This window comes from Paenibacillus ferrarius, from assembly GCF_002027705.1.
GTDB classification, from domain to species: domain Bacteria; phylum Bacillota; class Bacilli; order Paenibacillales; family NBRC-103111; genus Paenibacillus_E; species Paenibacillus_E ferrarius.
Window position 1 is genome coordinate 147887 of record NZ_MBTG01000007.1, and the last position, 22786, is coordinate 170672.

General features: G+C 48.3%; 21 protein-coding genes and 1 pseudogene. 10 read left to right on the forward strand and 12 right to left on the reverse strand.

All coding sequences use genetic code 11. From position 1 onward, the window contains the following. Window positions 1-1014 (forward strand): FecCD family ABC transporter permease, encoded by a 1014-nt coding sequence (locus BC351_RS09105; protein WP_079410967.1) that lies wholly within the window; start codon window positions 1-3, stop codon window positions 1012-1014. Beyond that, the gene (locus tag BC351_RS09110; RefSeq protein WP_079410968.1) at window positions 1011-2009 is read left to right on the forward strand and encodes a FecCD family ABC transporter permease; all 999 of its coding nucleotides are present in this window, start codon (window positions 1011-1013) and stop codon (window positions 2007-2009) included. The genes BC351_RS09105 and BC351_RS09110 overlap by 4 nt, the downstream gene beginning before the upstream one ends. A 1177-nt stretch (window positions 2010-3186) precedes the next feature. Here BC351_RS09110 and BC351_RS09115 read toward each other — a convergent pair. Beyond that, window positions 3187-3636 carry a hypothetical protein gene (locus BC351_RS09115; protein ID WP_244208933.1) on the reverse strand — a complete coding sequence of 150 codons (450 nt, stop codon included), beginning with the start codon at window positions 3634-3636 and terminating at the stop codon, window positions 3187-3189. A gap of 179 nt (window positions 3637-3815) precedes the next feature. Here BC351_RS09115 and BC351_RS42870 point away from each other — a divergent pair, with 179 nt between their 5' ends. Beyond that, the gene (locus BC351_RS42870) at window positions 3816-5078 is read left to right on the forward strand and encodes a hypothetical protein (protein ID WP_208629661.1); all 1263 of its coding nucleotides are present in this window, start codon (window positions 3816-3818) and stop codon (window positions 5076-5078) included. A gap of 326 nt (window positions 5079-5404) precedes the next feature. On the opposite strand, the pseudogene BC351_RS44595 reads toward BC351_RS42870, so the two are convergent. Both BC351_RS44595 and BC351_RS43855 read right to left on the reverse strand, forming a co-directional pair. After that, window positions 5405-5536, reverse strand: a pseudogene (locus BC351_RS44595) (methyl-accepting chemotaxis protein); the annotation flags it as partial. Beyond that, window positions 5527-5649 (reverse strand): hypothetical protein, encoded by a 123-nt coding sequence (locus BC351_RS43855; protein WP_279628322.1) that lies wholly within the window; start codon window positions 5647-5649, stop codon window positions 5527-5529. The pseudogene BC351_RS44595 and the gene BC351_RS43855, both read right to left, overlap by 10 nt. Before the next feature lie 514 nt (window positions 5650-6163). Here BC351_RS43855 and BC351_RS09135 point away from each other — a divergent pair. Beyond that, window positions 6164-6730 (forward strand): RNA polymerase sigma factor, encoded by a 567-nt coding sequence (locus BC351_RS09135; RefSeq protein ID WP_079410974.1) that lies wholly within the window; start codon window positions 6164-6166, stop codon window positions 6728-6730. Next, window positions 6717-8006: a hypothetical protein gene (locus BC351_RS09140; protein ID WP_079410977.1), complete on the forward strand. Its 1290-nt coding sequence runs from the start codon at window positions 6717-6719 to the stop codon at window positions 8004-8006. Before BC351_RS09135 ends, BC351_RS09140 begins: the two co-directional genes overlap by 14 nt. A 128-nt stretch (window positions 8007-8134) precedes the next feature. On the opposite strand, the gene BC351_RS09145 is transcribed toward BC351_RS09140, so the two are convergent. The 4 genes from BC351_RS09145 to BC351_RS09160 all read right to left on the reverse strand — a co-directional run bounded on the left by BC351_RS09145 (window position 8135) and on the right by BC351_RS09160 (window position 12836). After that, window positions 8135-8665, reverse strand: a complete 531-nt coding sequence (locus BC351_RS09145) for a YfiT family bacillithiol transferase (protein ID WP_079410980.1) — start codon at window positions 8663-8665, stop codon at window positions 8135-8137. Window positions 8666-9186: 521 nt separating this feature from the next. Then, entirely contained in the window at window positions 9187-10671 is a 1485-nt protein-coding gene (locus tag BC351_RS09150) for an HD domain-containing phosphohydrolase (protein ID WP_079410983.1), read from the reverse strand. 152 nt (window positions 10672-10823) lie between these two features. Continuing rightward, window positions 10824-12269 carry a flotillin family protein gene (locus BC351_RS09155; protein WP_079410985.1) on the reverse strand — a complete coding sequence of 482 codons (1446 nt, stop codon included), beginning with the start codon at window positions 12267-12269 and terminating at the stop codon, window positions 10824-10826. A 39-nt stretch (window positions 12270-12308) separates the two neighbouring features. Next, entirely contained in the window at window positions 12309-12836 is a 528-nt protein-coding gene (locus BC351_RS09160; protein ID WP_079410988.1) for an NfeD family membrane protein, read from the reverse strand. A 202-nt stretch (window positions 12837-13038) separates the two neighbouring features. On the opposite strand from BC351_RS09160, the gene BC351_RS09165 reads away from it, so the two are divergent. The 5 genes from BC351_RS09165 (at window position 13039) to BC351_RS09185 (ending at window position 17578) form a co-directional block, all read left to right on the forward strand. Further along, on the forward strand, window positions 13039-14589 hold the full coding sequence (locus tag BC351_RS09165; RefSeq protein WP_079410990.1) for a stalk domain-containing protein: 1551 nt from the start codon (window positions 13039-13041) through the stop codon (window positions 14587-14589). 126 nt (window positions 14590-14715) lie between these two features. Beyond that, on the forward strand, window positions 14716-15087 hold the full coding sequence (locus BC351_RS09170) for a hypothetical protein (RefSeq protein ID WP_079410993.1): 372 nt from the start codon (window positions 14716-14718) through the stop codon (window positions 15085-15087). Between the two features lie 183 nt (window positions 15088-15270). Further along, window positions 15271-16866 carry a copper amine oxidase N-terminal domain-containing protein gene (locus tag BC351_RS09175; protein ID WP_079410995.1) on the forward strand — a complete coding sequence of 532 codons (1596 nt, stop codon included), beginning with the start codon at window positions 15271-15273 and terminating at the stop codon, window positions 16864-16866. A 244-nt stretch (window positions 16867-17110) separates the two neighbouring features. Next, window positions 17111-17311, forward strand: a complete 201-nt coding sequence (locus tag BC351_RS09180; RefSeq protein WP_079410998.1) for a cold-shock protein — start codon at window positions 17111-17113, stop codon at window positions 17309-17311. 66 nt (window positions 17312-17377) lie between these two features. Further along, window positions 17378-17578 (forward strand): cold-shock protein, encoded by a 201-nt coding sequence (locus tag BC351_RS09185; protein ID WP_079411000.1) that lies wholly within the window; start codon window positions 17378-17380, stop codon window positions 17576-17578. A gap of 103 nt (window positions 17579-17681) precedes the next feature. Here BC351_RS09185 and BC351_RS09190 read toward each other — a convergent pair whose 3' ends face one another. The 5 genes from BC351_RS09190 to BC351_RS09210 all read right to left on the reverse strand — a co-directional run bounded on the left by BC351_RS09190 (window position 17682) and on the right by BC351_RS09210 (window position 22720). Further along, a complete protein-coding gene (locus BC351_RS09190) occupies window positions 17682-18062 on the reverse strand; it encodes a YflT domain-containing protein (protein WP_144028324.1) in 381 nt (126 codons plus the stop codon). A gap of 56 nt (window positions 18063-18118) precedes the next feature. Then, a complete protein-coding gene (locus tag BC351_RS09195) occupies window positions 18119-18283 on the reverse strand; it encodes a DUF1328 domain-containing protein (protein WP_079411004.1) in 165 nt (54 codons plus the stop codon). 101 nt (window positions 18284-18384) lie between these two features. Continuing rightward, the gene (locus BC351_RS09200) at window positions 18385-18948 is read right to left on the reverse strand and encodes a DUF1003 domain-containing protein (protein ID WP_208629663.1); all 564 of its coding nucleotides are present in this window, start codon (window positions 18946-18948) and stop codon (window positions 18385-18387) included. Window positions 18949-19079: 131 nt separating this feature from the next. Next, on the reverse strand, window positions 19080-19967 hold the full coding sequence (locus BC351_RS09205) for a CheR family methyltransferase (protein ID WP_079411006.1): 888 nt from the start codon (window positions 19965-19967) through the stop codon (window positions 19080-19082). Then, entirely contained in the window at window positions 19937-22720 is a 2784-nt protein-coding gene (locus BC351_RS09210) for a CHASE3 domain-containing protein (RefSeq protein ID WP_079411009.1), read from the reverse strand. Before BC351_RS09210 ends, BC351_RS09205 begins: the two co-directional genes overlap by 31 nt. Between the last annotated feature and the right edge of the window lie 66 nt (window positions 22721-22786).

The following is a 22786-nucleotide window of genomic DNA, read 5'->3' on the forward strand; positions in this document are numbered from 1 at the left end:
ATGGAACATGCCTATAAGAAGCAGAGCCGAACTTGGCCTCTGCTCTTCCTTTTTTCTGCGTCCGTGCTTATTATGCTAGTGGGAATCGTTTGCAGCTTAAAATGGGGCCAATCGCACGTTTCCTGGCGAACGCTATGGGAAGCCATCACCTTCCGAGGCAGTGACAAGGCCCACTTATATATCCAAACCTTGCGTCTGCCCCGCGCACTAATGGCGTGTATCGTTGGCATTCAACTAGCGCTGGCAGGACTGCTTACCCAGCTTACGACTAAGAATCCGCTGGCTTCGCCGCACATTTTCGGCATTAATGCCGGAGCTGCCTTGGCCGTCGTGGTAGGCTTAGTCGCTTTGCCTCATTTCGGCAATTTCGGCTTGATTGTATTTGCCTTTGTTGGCGCAGCTCTCGGGGCTTTATTGGTGTGGTCCTTGGCAGGTACGGGGAACAAACAATATGTACGGCTGGCCTTGGCGGGGATCACCATTCACTTCCTGCTGTCTTCTCTTACGGAAGGCTTCATCCTCATGAATCAACAGGCCACTGACAGCATGATTTTCTGGCTTGTGGGTTCGTTGAATCAAGCGGCTTGGAGTGATGTCCGGCTGATCCTGCCCTTCTTTATAGGTGGCGCATTGCTATTCAGCTTGATGCTCCCCTCTTTGCGGCTGCTGCTTCTAGATGATGAAATTGCTGCTGGGTTGGGCCAACGAATCAACATCGTTCGCGGCATCAGCATCCTGCTGGTGATTGTTCTGGCTAGCTCTGCTGTTGCTCTGTGTGGACCTATTGGCTTCGTCTGCCTTATCGTTCCGCACATTGCGCGTGCTTTGGTCGGCTCGAATCTAACGATTCTCGGGCCATTCACCGCCGTTCTTGGGGGCATTTTACTGTTATATGCTGACTTCCTCAGTCGGTTTATTGCTTTCCCCTTCGAATCGCCTGTCGGTATCGTGACAGCTGCTGTGGGTGCGCCTTACTTTATCTATTTGGCGCGCAAGCAAGGAGGTGCACGATGAAACCGACCTCTCGCGGAGTGTGGAGAAGAGCTCTCCCTTTAGTTATCGCCTTCGCCACCATGCTTATGCTGGCACTTATTTATGCGCATGTAGGCGCTGTTCGTATCCCTTATGGCGATGTCTGGGCGGGACTTACAGATGCGAAGCATCCTTCCTATTTCATCATTCATCAGGTGCGTTTGCCCCGTCTCTTGGTGGGCATTCTAGCTGGCTTCGGGTTGGCTGTTGGCGGAGCGATTCTGCAAGGCATCGTCAGAAATCCACTGGCGAGCCCTGATGTTATCGGCATTACCAAAGGAGCCGGATTCATGGCCGCTGCGGTCATCTTCCTCTTCCCGAAGTCGCCAAGCTATCTGCTGCCTATCGCAGCATTTGCCGGGGCCGTGCTGGCCTTTCTTCTGCTCCTGATGCTTAGCAGACGGTTAACGCTGCGCCCGTCCTCGCTCGCTTTGGTTGGCGTTGCCATTGGAACGGTGTTTCAGGCTGGCACACAGTACCTGATCGTCAGGCATCCCAGCGATATTAACATGGCGCTGCTCTGGCTGTCCGGCAGCTTGTGGAGCCGCAGCTGGCACGATGTATACTCGCTGCTGCCGTGGATTGCCGTGCTGCTTCCCATCGTGTGGGCGAGCTATGCCAAGCTGAATGTCTTCCAGCTTGGCGATGACATCACCGCTTCGCTTGGGCTTCACATCGCGAGGCAGCGCTTCTGGCTGCTGCTGCTCGCCGTTGCCCTTGCGGGCATCTCCGTGTCCGCCGTGGGCGCGATCGGCTTCATCGGCCTGATCGCCCCGCACATTGCGCGGAGCATCGTCGGTGGCCGGCATCAGTGGCTCATCCCGCTGGCGGCTCTGATCGGCGCGGATCTGATGCTGCTGGGCGACCTGCTTGGGCGCGTCATTATCATCCCACGCGAAGTCCCCGTGGGCATTATGACCGCCGTCATCGGCGCGCCTTATTTCCTCTACCTGCTTCGGAAGGAACGCCGAAGATGAGAGGGGCTGCGGGGCGGTTCGCAGGCTCTACGAACACCCGGAATTCTGATGAATTCCGGGTTACCTTGTGAAAACCTGCGAAAGTGCAGGTTTTTTTCGTCTAAATCGCCTAGAAAGATGAAATACCTGCGATTATGCAGGTATTTCAGGTCTTTTTACCCTTTCCTCGCTTAAAAGCCGTAAAAGCCTGCATAATCGCAGGAATTCACGGTTGGAGGCTAATTCAACAAGTAAAAAGATGTATAATCGCAGGTTTTTAAGAATTATGCGGAGCGAAGCGGAACATAGGCGCCCCCCGCAAGTATAGCTCTTACTAGCGCTGTATTAACAATGATTGGGTGCTTGTTGGGTGCTTGTTGGGTGCTTGTTGGGTGCTTGTTGGGTGCTTGTACTCCTTGTACACTCTGTGCCATTTGCATACTTATGGACTTCTGTGCTACTTATACGCTCTACGTTCCTCGCACACTTATGCCTTCGCTGCTACTTCTGCTTTCTACACTCCTCATACTCTCTACGCACCTTGCATACTTATGCCTTCTATGTTACTTCTGCTTTATATACTCCTCATACACTCTACGCTCTTTGCACACTTATGCCTTCTATGCTTACTTCTGCTTTCTACACCCCCTATACACTCTACGCTCCTTGCACACCTTTGCCTTCTATGCTACTTATGCTTTCTACACTCCCTATACTCTCTACGCTCCTCGCACACTTATGCCTTCGCTTCTACTTCTACTTCTACTTCTACTTCTACTTTATATACTCCTCATACACTCTGCACACCTTGCACACTCATGCCTTCTATGCTACTTGAGCTTTCTACACTCCCTATACTCTCTACGCTCCTTACACACTTATGCCTTCAGCGCTACTTCTGCTTTATCCACCCCTTATACACTCTACGCTCCTTGCACACTTATGCCTTCTATGCTACTTATGCTTTCTACACTCCCTATACTCTCTACGCTCCTTGCACACTTATGCCTTCTATGCTACTTATGCTTTCCACCCCCCAATACTCTCTACACTCCTTGCACTCCCGTTACTCCGTCTGTCCCTACGCTCCCTAATATCCACAGTTATCCCCCATGCAAAGGTCACTCGTTGCCCAGAAAAAAATAGGGACTGCTCCACAAGCAGTCTTTCTACTTGTGGAACAGCCCCTACTTTTTAGTTAACCAAGACGCTTAGAAGCGCCAATCGTTATCGCAGAATTATAGTAGCGCAGCCAATCAGCAATGTATAGCATTTTGGCCAAGAAATCCGGTGAACTTCCTTGCAGTTCGGCATATTTGCCGTTCTGCAGCAGTTGATGAAACTCTAGGCTTTTCAGGAAAATCGCTTTAATGAAAGCTTCCTCTGTTTGTGGCTTATGCAGGTCCGATCCGCGGGAAAGCTCAATTTCTTCAATAATCACACCTCTATAATAGGGATGTACATTGACCAGTTGACCCATATCGATATAAGCAAGTCCTGTATATTCGAAAGGCAGCCAAATTAGGTTCGTCTTTCTGTCTTCGAGTTTAACCGTATAGGCTAAGCCCAAGTTCAGGGCAATCGGCTGCGGATAATTGTTAACCTGTCCAGATCGTAAGTGATCCATGATATGCTCAACGAAATTCATGATGCTCTCCCTCTCCGATGGACCTGATCTAGATGCAGTATCCTATCTTCATATTGCGTGTTAAGCCCTGCTATGTCAAGACATACAATGGACAAACTTCTTGTCAGCACCGCATAATAAAACCCAATTTTTTACATACTAGTTCTAAAGAATGCAGCAGCGAAGAGGATGGCTAACGTATGACCACTAATTCTACCCCCAGATGGGGCTTGGCCTCCGTAAGAAGGTTTGACATTATCTATGCCCAGCGGCGCAACCCCTATTTAATTGCGTGGTGGTCCGCTTCCTTTCCGGGATTTGGCCACCTGCTTATGTATAAGAATGCCGTTGGTGTTCTCTTAACGCTTTCCGAGGTCCTTATTAATTCATTAGCTTGCGTGAATCTGGCCATGGTCTATTCCTTCAGTGGAAATTTCTCGATGGCGAAGGAAGTTCTCCAACCTTTATGGCTGTTCGGCTATATGATTATTTATTTCTTTGCCATTTGGGACAGCTATCGCTGTGCGATCGAAACGAATAAACATTATGAGCTGGCTATCTTGGAGAATGCCCGTTTTCCTATCCAATTAATGCGCTCAACCGGTATTCAATTCCTCGAGAAGAAAAGACCTCTAACAGCCGCCATCTGTTCATTGATTTTCCCTGGTCTTGGCCATCTCTATAACAAGCATATTTGGCTCGGCTTCTACGGTGTTTTCTGGTGGTGGATCTATCTCACCTTTTCCCACTTCTATGAGGCCGTGCACGCTATGATTCTTGGGAATAATCAGCTGGTAACAAGTATTTTGCGACCACAGTGGCTTATGTTTATGCCTTCTGTTCTAGGAGGAGCTATCTTTCACTCCTATTCCAGCGCGATTGAGCAGAACCGCTTATTTCGCATCTCACAACGACACTATTTAACGGATACTTATATTCAGGAAGCACAGATTACCAACAACAATTACGGAGGTCATTTCCCCTTGTGGATGATAGGCACCTTTGAACACTCCATTGAGCTTGAGCAAGCTTTGAGCATACTTGAACATAGCGGCATTCCTCGAAACCGGATAAAACCTGTTCTTATGGATATTGATGCGGATAAGTCTCTGAATATCGTGGACCAGCGTTTCGATCGCACCGCCAAATCAATTGAGCTTGGATTAGCCAGCGCTACAGCCTGCAGCGTCGTTGGGATTAGTGCGGGTTTCGTCCTTGAATGGGGACCCATTATTTGGGGACTGCTATCCGGCCTGGGAGGCTTTGTGCTAGGCTTCCTCCTTGCCCAAATGCTGAAATCCAAACACCGCTTGCCTGCCAAAGCGAAAAAACTCCCTGAGGTCACTGTCCTTGTTCAGTATGAGAATGAAGAAGAGGCGGCCCTGATTAAGCAAACATTTTGGCGGTATAAAGCCTTAACGGTTGGCCGTCTAGCAAGTCCCCCTCCCCCTGTTGTACTTTGAATTGCTGAACAACTTTTTGCACTTCTTCTGACTGTTTTTGCAAGATCGATCACAGAGCCATCAATCGTTTCCACCACATGCAAATGGATTGGGATTGCCGCGCTATTTCCGCATTGATCGCTGATATTTCCTCCGCTCCGGCAGACATTTGATCCGCAAATGCGGCAAAACCCTGCACCTGCTCGGAGATATATTGGCGGCATTTAGAATGCCTCTAAACATATCTCCCGACTTCTTCATCTGCTGCACCTCCTGCGTGACCCCATGCATCGAGAAACTGAGGCCAGGGCATCTCCTTGTATGCTTTTCATAATGGCATGTGTTACTTCTTCCAGCTTCCTTACTCCCGATGCTACAATAGCGAATCCTTTGCCTTGTTCACCCGCACTGCCAGCTTCAATCGAAGCATTCAAAGCAAGTAAATTCGTCTGGGAAGCAATCCCTGCAATCACATCCACAAAATATCCCGCGATCTTTCCCCCAGGCGAGCAATAATAACGGTCGAGACCCCCACCGGCTGCTCAATCCGATTCATTACCTCGATAGATGCTCCAATTGCTGCATAGCCCACCTTCTTCCTCCTCAATAGAAAGCCCCCCCGAGACAGTTGTCGAATGTGAGCAATAACGACATTATAACGACAATTACGCTAGAAATTTTGTATTCCGTCTTGAGCTGTTCTGCCGTATACTTATTCTGAATGCTATTTAGCGTGACAACCTTGTCGAATATTGCAATATACGGTTGGCACTGTTCCTTAATTTCATCAACCCACTGACGTTCTTCACTAACCATCGCTTTCAAAGATTCCGCCAGCTTCTGATGGGTCCCACCTTAGATATTTGTCTGTATACCCTTCTCTACAGCTACGAAAAGAAGTTATCTCTTCGATTCTCTGCCCGGCATCCAAAGTCCTTCGCATTTCGACCTTTTTGCGATTTCCAATTTCAACATGATTATCCGACTTAAATGCCCATCCGTTCTCGAATCATATAGCACCAGCTTAAGGTGCGGAAACTAAAAAAAGTTTTGCAAAAAAAGAACTTATTTTGAACTTGTAACGTCTAATTCAGAGAGGTGAGAGTATGGAGACGACCGGTGTCCATGTATTTGATTATTTAAAGTATGTATCTGAAACAACGGATCAAAAAGCAATTTTACGCAATTTAATGGAAGCTTATGGAAGCGACGTATGGAATTATGCCTTCAGTATTTGCCGGAACTCAGACTTAGCCGATGATATTACGCAAGATGCCTTCCTAAAAGTTTATCGCAATCTTACTACATTCCGCGGTGAAGCCTCGGTGAAAACCTGGCTGCTGACCATTACACGAAATACGACTTACGACTATCTACGCAAAGCATTCTGGCGCAAAGTTACGCTTGTCGGCTTCATTCAATCCGCGGGCACATCTCACTCGGCAGAAACAGAAGCCATGGAGAAATTATACGCCAGTGATATATGGAAAAAAGTGATTTCTCTGCCGCCAAAATATCGGGAGATTCTAATTTTGCATGCCCATTATCAGCTTTCAACGAAAGAAATGGCCGCCATTCTCAAGATTTCGGAGGGAACCGTTAAATCCCGACTTCACCATGCCAGACTCAAGGTGATCAGTTTGAAGGAGCGTGAAGCGCTTGAACAATCCTGATCCAGATGACTTACATAAGGAGTTGGAATCAGGACCGCTTGAGCAGCCCGGCTTTACTCCCAAGCTTCAACGCAACATCGAGAAAGCGATTGAGCAAAAGGAACGAGAGAAGCCGAGGTTCAAACCCTTTCTTTGCTTCGCCGGGGTCGGGGTTATCGCTGCAGCGTTACTGATCTTCCCTTGGCGTTCCATTCATACCCAAAGCGATGCAGCACCTGCCATGGATGCCTCGGTTATGACGACGACAGCATCCGCCAGCTCCGTGCCGTCACCGATAAGCACAGCACTCCTTATTGGCTTAAGGACCGAGCATGAACCGACTAGCAGTATGGCAGGGCGCGGCCTCAAAGGTATGCCATACAGTACTTATCGAACTATGCTGATTGCTCCCGTTCGCGGGCAGCTGCAGAAGACATCTGAGGGACCAGGAATTCTGATGCCTTATAAGCAAAATTTCTGGAAAATCGACTCCCTTGTTCAACGAACCAAAACAGGTGAATTCCATTATTTATCTGCCCATCTGGCTGACCAACCGGTGAAACCGGAAGTTTTCGTCGATCAACCTGATGAACAGCTGAATCGTGTGGAAACCCTGTTGTTTGCAGGGAATCAATATGTGTCCATCGCAGAATCGGAGCAAGCTCTTCGTGGCAATACGCCTTACCAAGCAGATCGCATCTGGGTGCGTACTCTTCCACAATTGAAGGAAGGCCATACTTTAGAGTTCTATAACAAACCAGTGGACAAGAACCACGTGTCCTTGTCCGAAGTGTTTGGCATGGGCGACAATTCAATGCTTCCCCGCGTTATGAGCGGTCCTGTCGCGCCCAAAAGCGAGCTCACAGGTCAAAGCTGGACCGTGAAACGCGAACCTGGCCGCTGGGTTGGCAAGATTGCCGAAACCCCGCGAGTTGGCAGTACTGCGCCTGACAGCTATGTGCTGCATGACCTGCCACGCGAGCTGCCGGACAAAGTCGTCAATCACGACGATCTCTGCTGCTCCTGGAACGACATTAAAGCTGCTTGGCCGCAGGCGACCGATGCCCTAACGTCTCCGCTGAACGATATGGTCGTTATCTTCGAGGGAGACCAGCTGAAGTTCTACCCGTACGCGCAAGCGCCGGGCAACGCACCGCAATTAGCATTGGACCTGCTGCCCGGTGAGCAGCTTGTTATGGCACAATGGGCTACAGATCACTATGTGCAGGAATGGATCGACAAAGTTGATCGGTATTTATCGGACAACACAGGGAAGCGTGTCTCTGCAAGCGAGTAAGTACGAGGTCGACGAGAGTGGAACACTTGCCATAAAGTTAAGTGCCCTATGACATGAAAGTGAATGAAAAGGAGCGATCAACAAGTAGTTTTTGTACTTGTTGATCGCTCCTTTTTTGACTTTCCTAGCTATTGCCAGCCTTTGCGATCCCGAAAACGCGTGATGTGGGCAATATGATGATTGCCATGCCATGCATAAAGGCCGACATTCCAATCCAAACGAATGGTCTTTCCTGATTCTGGATGTACAAAGGCGCGGGCAAATTGATCCTGCTGCATCTCCTGCAGCAGGATCATCCAGCGGCTGTGCAGCGCCTCCAGCAGAACAAGCGACAGTTCCACCGGAGCTGACCTGCCATCGCTTAGCTCAGCCCACCGCTCCTCATAATACGGTCTGATCGTCGGCTCTTCTTCCGTCAGCGCCAGCTTGAATCGCGTATAGCTGTTCATATGGCTGTCTGCGACGTGATGTACGACTTGGCGAAGCGTCCACCCGCCTGCACGATACGGTGTGTCCAACTGCTCGTCAGACAGCCCAGCGACAGCCATTCGCAGCCGAGCAGGTGTCGATGCAATATCGGCCATCCATGTATGCAACTTCTCTTCTGTGATTTCACCCTCGTGTTCAAACAATCCAATGGGGTAGCGTAACTCATCCATAGGAGCACCTCCTGCATGTTTCTTTCCTCATGCTACCATTATAACGGCATTCACAAGAATTGCCCATCCGCCTAAGGTTATTCTGTCAACTCGCCCTTGTGCAGCCCTCACCCAAAATCACGCTGCGCAGCAGCCAGACAGATTAACTTGTATCCGCTCGCCAGTATTATCCTATTTGGAGGGAACTATGATCCTCTATTTGTCCAAGATTCACCAAAAACAAAGTGCAAACGGAACTACGTTCCTCTATTTCAAGCAATCGAGCCTCCATAGAGGTCAAAACCTCCAAATAGCGTATCGTAGTTCCCCTTCGCAGCGAAAAGCCCTCGATTCCCGACAAATAGCGGAACCTACTTCCCTTTCGAAGCTCTCCCCTATTCATCTACCCAACACACGCAAATCCTGGGCACTTTCCCCAACGAAAAGAAAGCCAACCCGCTTCTCCGGTTGACCTTCCAAGCAAACAGGCGCCTCTTGTATCACGCCATCGCGCCGCCTAACACATGCATCGGGCTCCGCTCCTAAAGCTTATAAACATCAATAAACGTTTGGGCAAACCGGGGATCCCACTGGGTCCCCTTGCCTTCGGCGAGAATGGCCATGGCCTTCTCGACCGCCATCCCCTTCCGATACGGGCGATCGGACGTCATCGCATCGAACGCATCCGCGACCGCGATGATGCGGCCGAACTCCGGGATATCCAGGCCTTTCAGGCCGTCTGGATATCCGCCGCCATCGTAGCGCTCATGATGGGAGCGCACGCCGGGAAGCAGGGGAGCCATAGCTTCCGTCGGCTCAATTTGCTTCAAGATGGACTCACCTAGCACTGGGTGCAGCTTGATTTGCTCGAACTCCTCGTCCGTAAGCCGACTCTCCTTAAGAAGCACATCGTCGCGCACACCGATTTTGCCGATGTCGTGGAGCAGCGCCGTCTTGTTCAAGAGATCGAGCTCCTGTTCATTCAAGGCAACCGCTCGGCCAATTATTAACGAGTATTTGGCCACTCGCGTCGAATGCCCGGCAGTATAAGCATCTCTCGCATCGAGCGCCGCAGCTAAGGTGGCATAGTAGCTTTGCAGCAGTTGACTATTCATTTGTTCGCGGGCTTCAAGCCCCTTGACCATATGATTAAAGCCAGCAACAAGCCGCGAAAATTCATCCGAATATAAATCGGAAGCGCGAACCTGAAGATCTCCGGCTTGGACTTCTTTCATTGCTCTGTGCAAATCTTCGATGGGCTGTTGAATGTCCCTGGTCAGCATCCGCGCCCCTAGCGAGGAGAAGCCGACGCCCAGCAAGAGAATGATGCCCGCCCATTTCCAATAATCGGCTGTGAGATTGGAGGACTGCGAAATTAGGCGAATTTGCGTCGCCAAACTGAACAGAAACAGCGGCATGGTGCCAATCAGGAACGCACTGAGTTGGAATTTCCGCTGAATCGACACGATCACGCGTCCATCCAAGGAGACATTCTCGCCGTACAGGCGCTGACCGACTTGCCGTATATGCACAAGCACTGGGCGAATAGCCTGAGCCGTCGAGAAAAACTCCAACAGTGCATGCATGCTCGCCACCAGCACCGCACCAATGCCCGCGAGCCCAATGTAGTACGCGGGCAAAGACAGCCAGCCCATCATAATCCCTACGTAAGCCAACGTCATCGCAGGAAGGGACAATCCCAAGAAATGCGGACCAAGAATCCGTTTCACCGAAAGTGCAGGAAAGCGATGGGTTTGCAAGTAGGCATCACGAATCACGACCAAATCCGGATGCTCCTGCTCCAGCATCTCGCGGATTGGCTTCATGTGTCTACGAAAAACCATGAATTCTGCAAGCATCATTACGCAAAGCGAGCTGAACATGATCAAAAAAATACGTACCAATTCCGCATTCGAAATCGATAACGTCGTCGAAATAATCACACCGCCCACTACAATGACCGCGATGCCCGAACCTAATATATAGTTACGAATTAAATCTCGTAGAAATTTCTTGTATATCTGCATGATGCGATCCTCATTTCCACCCAGCCTGCCATCCCGCCAAAATACGAATTCATATTCCTATTGTATAGCAATCCGACAAGCTTCGCCTTACATCTAACTCTTTTCTAACAAAAAATGTCTTCAGCCTAGGGCTGAAGACATTTTCTCTCACACTATTCGGGTTCCTTCGCAACAATGAGTTCATTATCCTTGCCTAGGAAGGCGCGGGCTAGATCTGTGACGCTTTTGCCTGTCAGTGTCTGCGTAATTTCCGGAACCTGTGCAATCATTTTGGCGATATCGCCTGTAATTCGATTGACGCCTGAAGTCGCGCCGTCTTGCGAAATGACCGTGATTTTATCCACGTTGCTGAGAGGAGCGGCAATTTTCTCCGCCAATTCCGGTAAAATCCGCAGGATTTCCACGGTAACGGCTGCCTGCGTGTACTGCTTGTAGGCTTCCGCTTTCTTCTCCAGCGCTTCCGCTTCCGCAAGTCCCGCTAAGCGAACGACTTCCGCGTTCGCTTTCCCTTTGGCCAGCTCCGCCTCTGCCGTCGCTTGGCCGCGTTTTCTCGTCGACTCCGCATCGGCCTCCGCTTCAAGAATTTGCCGCTGCTTGTTCACCTCAGCGCGCATAATCGCCGCCAGCTTCTCCGCTTCCGCCGGCTTAATCACAGACGCTTCGAGTTCCTTCTGCTTCAGCTCAACTTCAATCTGGCGAACGGTCTTGTTCGCTTCTGCTTCCATCTGCCGGATCTTTACCTGCTCCGTCACGAGAGACTGTTGAATTTGCTTTTGCTTCAATTCATAAGCCAAATCCGCTTCCGCTTGCCGGCTCGTCGTCTCCTGCTTGAACTCTGCTTCTTTCATGCTGAGTTCTTTGCGGTACTGCGCTTCCTTCGCAGAAGCGGCGCTTTCGGCTTCAATCTTCAGCTGATGCGCTTCCGCCCTGCGAATCGCCGACTCCTTCTCCGTATCCGCTTGGCGGATTTGGATATCGCGTTCGACCTCGGCTCTGGCAATGCTGGCGCTTTTGCGAATGCGCTCTACTTCAGGTACGCCGAGATTCTCAATGTACCCTTGATCATCGGCTACACGTTTGAGCACGAAGGAAATGAGGCTCAGCCCCATTTTATCCAAATCCTCTGAGCACGTTTCTCTCATCTTGCTGTTCAATTCATCCGGATTCTTCAGGATCGATTCAACGGTCAATTGCCCCACTAATCCGCGAAGATGCCCTTCAACGGAATGCAGAATCATCAATTCCCGCTCCAGCAGCGTATGGTCCAGGAACTGTTCGGAAGCGGTTCCGATTGCGACGGGATCACTTTGAATTTTGATCTGAGCCACCGCTTCAATTTTGAGACGAATTCCCTGCTGGGAGAACATCGGCTGATCGGGCTTCACATCGAAGCTCATCAGCATCATCGAAATTGTTTTATAGCTCTGAAAGCCAGGGATAACGAATGTACCTCCGCCTTGCACAACTCTTTTGCCACCCAAACCATACACGATCATCGCTTCATTCGGCGGCACTTTCTTGTAGGCTTTGACAATTGAAGCTAGTAAGATAAAAACGACAAGAACAATCGCGATCACTGCATACAAAACTGTCATCATAACCGTATAACCTCCCGTTAATCCATCATCTAAGCTAGTTTATTCGGTAAACCTCGTGACAGTAGCAACACCTTTGTTCATCTGCAAAATGAGGACCTTCGCCCCTTTGGGAATGGATTCCCCCTGCTCAGAGCGAGCACTGATCGTGCGTGTCGTTCCTTGCATAACGAACATCATTTCCCCTGTCCCTGTTCCGTGAATCGGCACAGAGAGCTTCCCCAGCTGACCGCTTAGGTTGAAATCACTCTCTTTCATACTATCATCGTGCTTATAGATGACTTTGGCAAAAAGCAGGAAGAAGAGCCAACCCATGAAGATACCTGAACCAATCGCAATAAGCAGAATGAGCAAACTGCTCGTCATCCCCACTTTATTAAGAATAAAGCCGATACCGCCGAACACCGTTAAGCTGGCCAAAATGGAAGATAAATTAAAAAAGGACGGTCCCCCATGGCCATGAGCTGAACCATGATCGGCATGAAACTCGAAGAAATCACCGCCGAAAAATGTATTCAACAGGGTAAGCGCAAGTCCCACGAAAAAACATATGGCAAACAAAGTCATCATAGACTTCACCTCCTCCTAGTTTTTTTCAGAAAGCTTGCATAGCAAGTCATACACACCCATAAATATAGACGTTTCTGGGAATAAAAGGTTTCGTCCGAAAAAAAATACTTCTTGCACCGAATCGTTCCCCTTAAATGAGCGTATAAACTTTCGACATCTTTTCGTTGAAATTCCTATTAAAAACTAAGGAGTAGATCACCACATGCACAAAAAGAAATGGACTTGGTGGGTATCCTCACTGCTTGCTCTTATGCTTATTACGCTAACAGGCTGCCAGACGGTACAAGGTTTAGACATCGCTGGCGTCATCAAGAATGATTGGTCCGTGAAATCCTCCGAATCCAAGGGCTCGCTCCAAGTAGAGCTTCTGCCCGGCGACATCTCCAAGTTATCTGCGGACGAGCAAAAAGTGCTCAGCGCTCTGCAGAACGTAAAAATCGACCTCACCAATGTAAAGACACAAAATGCCGCTCATCTGTCGGCCGATGGTACGATTACATACAGCAAAGGGGCAATTCCTTTCAACCTCTTGGCGGAAGGGACCAAGCTCCTGCTCCGTATCGAAGGCGCTAAGAAGCCGGTCGTTTTCGATCTGTTGGGCGGTTCCAATTTATCCTTCCTAGAATTGCTGCCCAAAGCGCTGCAAGAGCCATTAGGCAACAAAATCACAGAAATTAAACCAGCGATTATTGGGCTTATTTTAGCGAATACAGCGAATCCGTCGAACGTTTCTGTTGAATCCGTTACGGATAAAGTAAACGGCGAAGCGCTGTCTTTGCAAAAAGCTCACATCCAGCTTACGGGCACTGAACTGACCTCGCTTCTCAAAAAGCTGTTCAGCAATATTCTAGCTGATGAAGCCGGACTGAAAGAGCTGATTAATCAATTGTACGACGTACTTTCTCCGGTTATTCAAGAACAAATCAACAATGGCTCTTCAGATTTCACTTTGAAAGTCTTGAGCAACAAACAATTGGCAGTTGGGCTCGTGTATCCACGCGTTCGCGAATATCTGGAGAAAATCTCGGCTTCCGTAGATGGTATGTTGGCTGGAGACGATTCCTTGGAGCAAGGTCATCCGCCAATTCAAGCCCTATTCAACAATAAATCCGCCCTGCAAGTGGATATTTATGCGGATGCCGACAAGCAAGTTCGCAAGCAAGCCCTTTCCATGAGTTTGCCGCTTCCGAATACGTCAGGTGTCTCCGGTCTAAAGTTTTCTTATGTTAGTGAAACCTGGCATATAAATAAGCCTGTTACAGCGGCATCTATCGATATTTCAGGAGGGGCACTGCAAGTAGGGACGGATGCTTCAGCGATCTACAGCTTCCTGAATAACTTGGATAAACAATCGCTGATCTACACCTTGCTCAAAAATGATTTGAAGGTCACCAAGAAGCAAGTTAGCTTGAATACTACGGGACCTGCCACGGATGCACCGCAGCCTTACATTAACTCCGATGGCTTCACGATGGTTCCCGTCCGCTTCGTTTCTGAAAAGCTTGGCGCTGATGTAGGCTGGAGCGGCGAATTGCAGCAGGTAACGATCAAGGATTTGTTATCCGGTGCGACGATTATTCTAAAACTGGACAGCACCAATGCCAGTGTCAACGGCACGTCCGCTAAGCTTGATAGCCCGGCAACGCTCCATAACGGCTCAACGTTTGTGCCGATTCGTTTCATTGCCGAGCAGTTGGGCGGCGTCGTATCCTTCAACGACGACACCCGTGTCGTTACGATTAAGCGCGACTAGCCCAAACAATTTGAAGCTGATGGGCATTCGTGTATACACCCTTTGCGTGCGGCTGAATAGTCTAGTAAGGAACCTAGGCAAACAGCCTGCTGCCCAGAGCAGCCACACGGCAAAGGAGCGAACGTTATGTATACGAATCCCATGTATCAGCAAGGTCATCAAGGTTATCCAAGTCACGGTCAACAGGGGCAAGGGTTTCAAAATCAACATGTCATCTACCAAGCAGAACCAAACTGGCAGCACACGCTAAAGCAAAAGAGAGATATGATGATGGGCAGCCTGCACCCTCATGTCGGCCGGACAATTCGTGTCACAACCGTAGATGGACATACGCATGAAGGTGTTCTGATGAACGTCGATGGCCACCATGCTTACCTCCATGTAACACCGCATAATCAATATCACGGTCAGCATAGACCCCTTTATACACCTGCCCAATATAATCAAATTTTGACGCTCGTTCTGTTCGAGCTTTTGGTTATTGTTTTGCTTTCCTAATGAGCAAAGCTCGCCCTCATCCGGTCCTATACACCGGCGAGCGGCGAGCTTTTTTTATTGCCCCTCCCACCATTTGGTTAATTTTACTTGTTTAAGCGCATCTTTTCCCCTTCGCCTGCGTATAATCTATCACTGCTATTTTCACTAGCTATTATAGTAATAGATAAGGAGTAGATTCGAGAGATGCAAAAAAAGAAATTGACTTCGTGGATAGCCGCCACATTAGTTCTGATGCTGTTTGCCTTAACGGGTTGCCAAACCATACAAGGGCTGGATGTGACACAAGCGATTCAGAACAATACCCTTGTTCAATCCGCTCAGTCCAAAGGGTCGCTTCGCCTAGAGCTTGTCCCCAGCCATACAAGTACGCTGACAGCAGGTGATAAAGCGATATTGGACGTCCTGAAAGATGTGAAATTAGAGTTAAACAACGTTAGCATGCAGGATAAACGGGTCATATCCGTTGACGGTGCCCTCACTTACAGCAAGGGTTCGATCCCTTTTCAGGCAAGCTTGAATGACACGAAGTTCGCGCTCCAAATTGAAGGGGCAAAAAAGCAAATTTTCTTTGATTTGGCCAAAGCACAAGGAGGCTCTTTTCCTACTGAGCTTACCGCCAGCGTTCAAAAACAGCTGATGGATACAAGAGACGTTCTTACACCAGCCTTGACGAAATTCCTTATCGCCAATGCGCCAAATCCGAAACAAATTTCCGTCTCATCGGTTTCTGAGCAAGTTTATTCCGAGACACTTTCCTTGCAGAAGCTGCATGTGGAGATTAAGGGCAGCGAGCTTGTCCAGCTGTTAAAAGCATTCCTGACCAGCATCCTCGCTGATGAGAAGGGCATGAAGGAATTGCTCGGGCAGCTCTATGATGTTCTGGTTCCGATCTTCAAGGAGCAGATGAAAGCTTCGGAGGAAGATGATGATGAGTTCTCTTCTCCGTTCCCTGATTTAATGAAGGCTTATCTCGATAATAAAACATTAGCGGTCGAATTTGCTTTTACAACGATCCAACAAGGTCTGCAGAAATGGCTCAAGGACTGGGACACAACGGTAGCGTCTTCGCTTTCTTCGGTAAAGGATCCCCAAGCCCAAGCCTTCCTGAGCGATAAGACGGTGCTGAAAACCGACTTGTTCGTGGACAGTGATAAACAAATTCGCAAAGTGCGGACAGAGCTTTCGTTCCCAATTACCGATGCAAGCACAGGGATAAGCGAAGTTAAGCTCACATATGTCAATGACATATGGAATATCAATAAGCCTGTAAAAGCAAACCTGATTACGCCCGCTAGCGACGCCGTGGATCTTGGCGAGGCAACAGCCCGCAGCAGCTCGATTCTCAGCTATTTCAAAAAGGATTCGCAAGCCTATTCTTTTTTGAGAAACGATCTGCAAGTGGCCAAAAGGGAAATTCATTTGCTGATGAGTCCATCCGAGGATGACAACTCCTCCTATGATGCAAGCCATCCTTATATTAATGCTGATAATGTGTCCATGCTGCCTGTCCGTTTCATTACGGAGAGACTCGGTGCGGAAGTGAAATGGAACAAAGAAACCAAGCAAATAACGGTCACGGATGCGCTGACAGATAAAACGATTATTCTCGAGCTGAACAGCCAGTCTGCCCAAGTGAACGGTGTCGCCGTTGCCATGGACAGCGCTCCAGTTCTGAAGAATGGCACAACCTTCGTTCCGCTTCGTTTCATAGCTGAGCAGCTAGGCTGCAAGATTGAATTTGACAGCAAGACGCACAGCGTCACGTTGACTAGGCACTAATTATTTTCCTGCTAAGCTCGCTCTCGTGTGGTCTATCCGGCCAAGACGGAGCGAGCTTTTTTCACAAGTGGATGAATCACTCGCCCCTTCCAGCTTGATAAGAAATGAATTTTTGATGAAATTGGAATAAGCTTCCCACTAAATGGATATATTAACAAAGCTGCGTTAACAAGCTGTCCGGATCCAGTGTGATCCCGAAGAACAGACGCGCAGGCACAAATTATTGTTGGAGGTTTATGTCTACATGGAAACAGGTACAGTGAAATGGTTTAATGCAGAAAAAGGCTTTGGTTTTATTGAAATGGAAGGCGGTAAGGATGTATTCGTTCACTTCAGCGCCATCACGGGAGAAGGCTTCAAGAGCCTCGATGAAGGCGAACGCGTACAATTTGAAGTTACGCAAGGTAACCGCGGACCGCAAGCTGAAAATGTAGTCAAGCTGTAGTCCTTCACCACATATTGCTATAAACTGCTTGCGAGTCTGAGTCTAATATGACAAGGAGGAGTTCGATTGTACTTTTCAAAGAAATCGTTGGAACCTGTTCCTGAAGAGCAAACCAGCATCTGGACCTGCAGCACGGAGCAGTGCTCCTGTTGGATGAGGGATAACTTTTCATTCGCGGATAGTCCGGAATGTCCAATTTGTCATTCATCCATGGTCAAGGATTTAAAGATGCTCCCAACCTTATCGAACACAAGCAGCAGGCGATGAACGTTGTATCCGAAGCCCTTACCTCTCCTACTTGGAGTCGTAAGGGCTTCTCTTCGGTTGCAAACCGTAAAAGGACTCCCAGAAGGAGTCCTTTTACTCACTTTTATAAAATAGTCCGTTGAAAATCTTCGGTGCTGTACGAATTCACTTCTGTTGTTGGTGTAGCCAACACAAGGATTTTCCCCTTATCCAGCTCACCCTCCAGCCGGCTAGCCTCTACCTCAGGCACGCCAAGTGCTTTCATCTTGGCCCGCAGCTCATCGCCGCGAGAACGGAAGAGGTTCGCGATAGAGGTAATCACGCCTTCCTCAACCATCGTGATCTGCTCGGCACCTGTGTAGTTCGCCACGAAGTCGGTACCTTCGGAACTATGCGTCAGCACATAGATGTGGTCCCGTTCAAAACCTTCCCTGTACAACTGCTGCACCTTGCTCTGCGCCTCTTGAAGATTCGCCGTCACACTCACTCTAGTATAAGTATTCATGATTATTCCTCCTCTTTCGCATCTTATTTATAAGGTTGAAGCGGTGGTCAACGGAACTAAATACTTCTGCGTCTGCCGAAAATCAGGGATACCACGAACATAATCAGGAAGACAAAGAATAAGACTTTGGCAATCCCTACTGCTGCTGAGACAATCCCAAAAAATCCGAAAACACCAGCTACGAGCGCAATGATGAGAAACATAATGGCCCAACCCAACATAGGAAACACCCTCTCTTTACTTTCAATTTGTGTTGATCTTGCTATGTCTTTTATTACCCGCTCGACCCCGCCGTGAAACATGTCTTATATAAATAATGAGGCTATTCTTCTTCTGGACCTCTATCCAAACTTCGTTCTAAGCCTTGCTGTTCCAGCCTTTCCATTCTTTGATCAAGACGTTCCAGCAGAGTCTTCAGTTCGATATTCTCCTGCTCGGCACGATAGTTAATGGCAAAATCAAGGATAGCCTCTTGCTTATCCCTCGCTGCTTGGCGGTTCTGGCTCATTAGAATGACAGGGGCTTGGAAGGCCGCAATACAGGACAAAATCAAATTGAGCAGAATGAATGGCGGCTTATCATAGGCGATTGCCGTAAGATTAATAGCCATCCAACCCAGCAGAAATAAGCTGAATAGCACAATAAACGTCCAGCTCCCGCCGAAAGTCGCGATATGATCAGCTAGACGATCCGCCCATGATGCTTTTTTCTCTTGCTGCTGCGTCAAATGCGATTTGATGTTGCCCTGATACTCTCTGACCATCAGCTTAATTCGGTCTAGCTGTTCCATGTCCAGCTGGGTGCTCTGATCCTGCTCCAATTCCTGCACCAACTGCTCCGGTGTGCAAGCTCCGCTTATTTCCTCTCGATCCCAGTCTTCGCTCATTTCTATTCCCTTCTTTCTATGTCCAAGGTACGCGCTACTTCTTACTTAAACCTTCCGCCAGCTTGTGAAACAACCTTATGTTTACAACAAAAAAACCGCCTTCGATGATTGCTATCATCAAAAGCGGTGCGTTATTTCTTGCGATAAATTCGTTCCTGAGAAGCGAACTCATCATAGTTCACACCTTCCGGTATGAACAGAATGGATTCCTTATTGCCTAATCCCAGAAAGCCTCCTGACGTTAAACTGTCATAGAAGAGGCTGTGTACCTGTTTCTGCAGCTTGTTGTCGAAATAGATCATCACATTGCGGCAGAGGATAACATGGAACTCATTGAACGAGCCGTCTGTCACCAGATTATGCTGAGCAAAAATAAGATTTTCCTTCATTAATGGCTGAAAATAGGCATATTGATGGTCCGTCTTGTAGTACTCCGAGAACGCTTTCTCGCCGCCGGAATCCAAGTAATTCTTGGTAAAAGCTTGCATCTGCTTCAGCGGGAAAGCTCCCTTTTGCGCAGATTCAATCGCTTTCTCATTCATATCCGTCGCATAAATCCGCGTTTTCTCCGCCAATCCCTCCTCCTGCATAAGGATGGCCATCGAGTACACTTCCTCACCCGTTGCGCAGCCGGCGTGCCAGATACGAATCTCGGGATACTTCCGCAGCTCAGGAACCACATACGTACGGAAAGCACGGAAGAAGCTAGGGTCCCTGAACATTTCGGTCACTCGGATCGACATGTCATTCAGCAGCAAATCCACAAAACCGGGTTCATGCAATATTTTTTCTAAAACGGCAGTAATCGTCGGCAGCTTCTCTGCTCTCATCCGATTAAGAATTCGCCTGCGCAGCGAGGAGCGCACATAATGGCGGAAATCGAAGCCATACATTTGATACATGCCTTCCAACAGCAAATTGATTTCAACATTTTGCAGTTCATCATTGTAAGACAGCTCGTTCAATTCGCCGGGCTCATCCGTGTGATTCAACGCTTCTTCACCTGCTTCGTCAACCATACCCGCATGAGCGAGAACAGTTGATCCATATTCAGCGGTTTCGTAATATAGTCGGATGCGCCGGCCTCGAGGCATTTCTCCTTCTCACTTTTCATTGCCTTGGCTGTCAACGCAATAATAGGGAGATCCTTCATCATTAATTGGCCTCGAATTGCCTGCATCGCTTCGTAACCGCCCATGACAGGCATCATGATGTCCATCAACACAAGATCATATTCCGTTTGCGCTTGCAAAATCTCCAGCGCCTGTTTGCCGTGATCCGCTACATCCACGGTCACGCCTTTCATCTCAAGCGCTGTGACCAGTGCGAATACGTTGCGCGCATCGTCATCTACCAGCAGGATTTTTTTGCCTTGGAACAGCTGGGCATCCGATTTAATCGCTTCTGACACCGGAGACTCATCCGTCAGATCGAGGAATTCCGAAGACAAAGCCTCTATTGTCACGATTTCGGCATGTTCGCCTGTCGCGGCAATCTCGCCAGCCGGATATCCCGTCATATGTTCCTCTTGATCCGATTCCGGAGCGTTAGGAATGTAAAGCGTGAACGTACTGCCTTTATTCACTTCGCTTTTGACAACAATCGATCCACCCAGCAAGCGTGTAAATTCACGGCAAATGGATAAACCAAGTCCAGTTCCGCCATATTGACGGTTCGTTGTGCCATCCACCTGACGGAAAGCTTCAAAGATGACCTGCTGCTTATCGATTGGAATCCCTATGCCTGTATCCGTAATAGAGATAGCGAGTACCGGCTCTTCCGGATCTCGATGGAGAAGCTCTTGCACACGAGATGGCTCAGCCAGAGCAATGCGCATCGTTACGGAGCCTTGCTCCGTGAATTTGAAAGCATTGGAAAGCAGATTTTTAACGATTTGCTGCAAGCGCTGACCATCCGTCAGCATAACATTCGGCACATTTTCTTCCAAGAGGACTGCGAAATCCAAGCCTTTCTTTTCCGCAACAGGATCAAACATTAATTTCATCAACTGCGGCATTTCGGTCACGTTGAACTCATCAGTCATGATTTCAATTTTGCCCGCTTCTACCTTGGACAAATCAAGGATATCATCAATGAGCGCCAACAGATCATTCCCTGCTGCATAAACAACACGCGAATAATCAACAACCTCGGACATCTGCATGTCGCCGTTATTCTCGGCCAGCATTTGCGATAGAATCATAATGCTGTTGAGCGGTGTGCGAAGCTCGTGGGACATATTGGCCAGGAAATCGGATTTGTACTGCGAGCTCGTTTGCAGTTTCAGTGAGTATTCTTCCAATTCGTCTTTGGCTTTCTTCAATTCCAGCGCTCTTTGCTCAGAGAAATGGTTTTGCTCCTCTAGAAACTCATTGGTCATACGCAGCTCTTCCTGCTGCATCTGAAGTTCTTCCGACTGCGCCTGAAGCTCCTCAGACTGCGCTTGAAGCTCTTCCGTCAACATCTGCGATTCCGATAGCAAACGCTCGACTTCCATTCGACTGCGTACGTTGACAATCGCCGAACCGAATTTCTCTTGAAGTGAATCCATCAAGGTAAGGTGCTGGGATTGGAATGGCTGCATCGAAGCTAATTCAATGACAGCTTCGGTGTGGCCATCGACCATGATGGGCGCGACAAGCAGAGCACGCGGTACGGAAACCCCTAAGCCGGACGTCATTTTCACATGGTTCTCCGGCAGATTATCCATCAGGAAAATCCGTTGATCCAAGGCGCATTGCCCGACGATTCCTTCACCTAACCGGAAGCTGTTCGCCGAAGGGTCTTCCCCCGCAGCCGCATAGCTCGCTGTTCTCACAAAATGCGAATGACCCTCGATATTTTGACGCAAATAAACAACGCCATATACACTATTGAGCAGCGGAGCAAGCTTGCTTACGAAGGTTTCGCTCAATAGTTTAATTTCGTTGATTCCTTGATACAAGGTAGCAACCTCGGTTAAATGTATCTGAACCCAACTCTGCTTCTCCAAGCTTGCCAACAAATCATTGGTGGCTTCGGCCAGCTCTTTGATCTCGTCATTGGTCTTCACTTCGATTCTAGTCTTCAAATTGCCTTCTGAGGCCGTAATGGCTTTAATGGTTCGAATGACTTGTTTAATCGTATTGGTAATCGAACTAGATAACAATAAGGCCACAACAATAGCAAAAATTGAAATAATGCCCAAAACGGAAAAAAGAACAATACGAAGATTACTATTGCTTTCAGCTAACTGGTTGACTCTAGCAACGGTTAATTTATTCTCAGTTATTAAAAAGGAGTCAAACATCGTACGAAGTTGATCCATCACCTTTTTGCCATTGTTTTGGCTAAAAAAATCATTGATCGCTTTCTGATTATTATCCGTTTTCGCCTTGATCATAGCTTCTCCGGTATTCTTGACCCAGTTTTGAATCGTTGGCTTGATCTGTTCTAAGTTTCTTTGCTGCGCGGGGTTGTCATCGAGCAATTGATGAAGTTTGTTATAGTTATCAAGCCATGTTCGGCTGCCGCTGTCATAGGGCTCTAAATACTGAGAGTCTCCCGTAATGATATAACCGCGCATGCCTGTTTCCATATCCAGCATATTTTTCTGAACTAGATTCAGCAGATCATGTACTTCGATATCATGCTTGGATACGAAATCAACTTCCTTCTGGAGGGAATTGACACGGTCGCTTACAACAAGAAGAGAGAGGCCCAAGCATATGATAATAAATACATATCCAACTATAATTTTGGCCCGTATATTCACCTGCAAAGATTTAAGCATGATTGCCTCCTAGTATAGTTCGCACCGAATGTTATGTTAACATTCTACTACTCTCACTATACCATA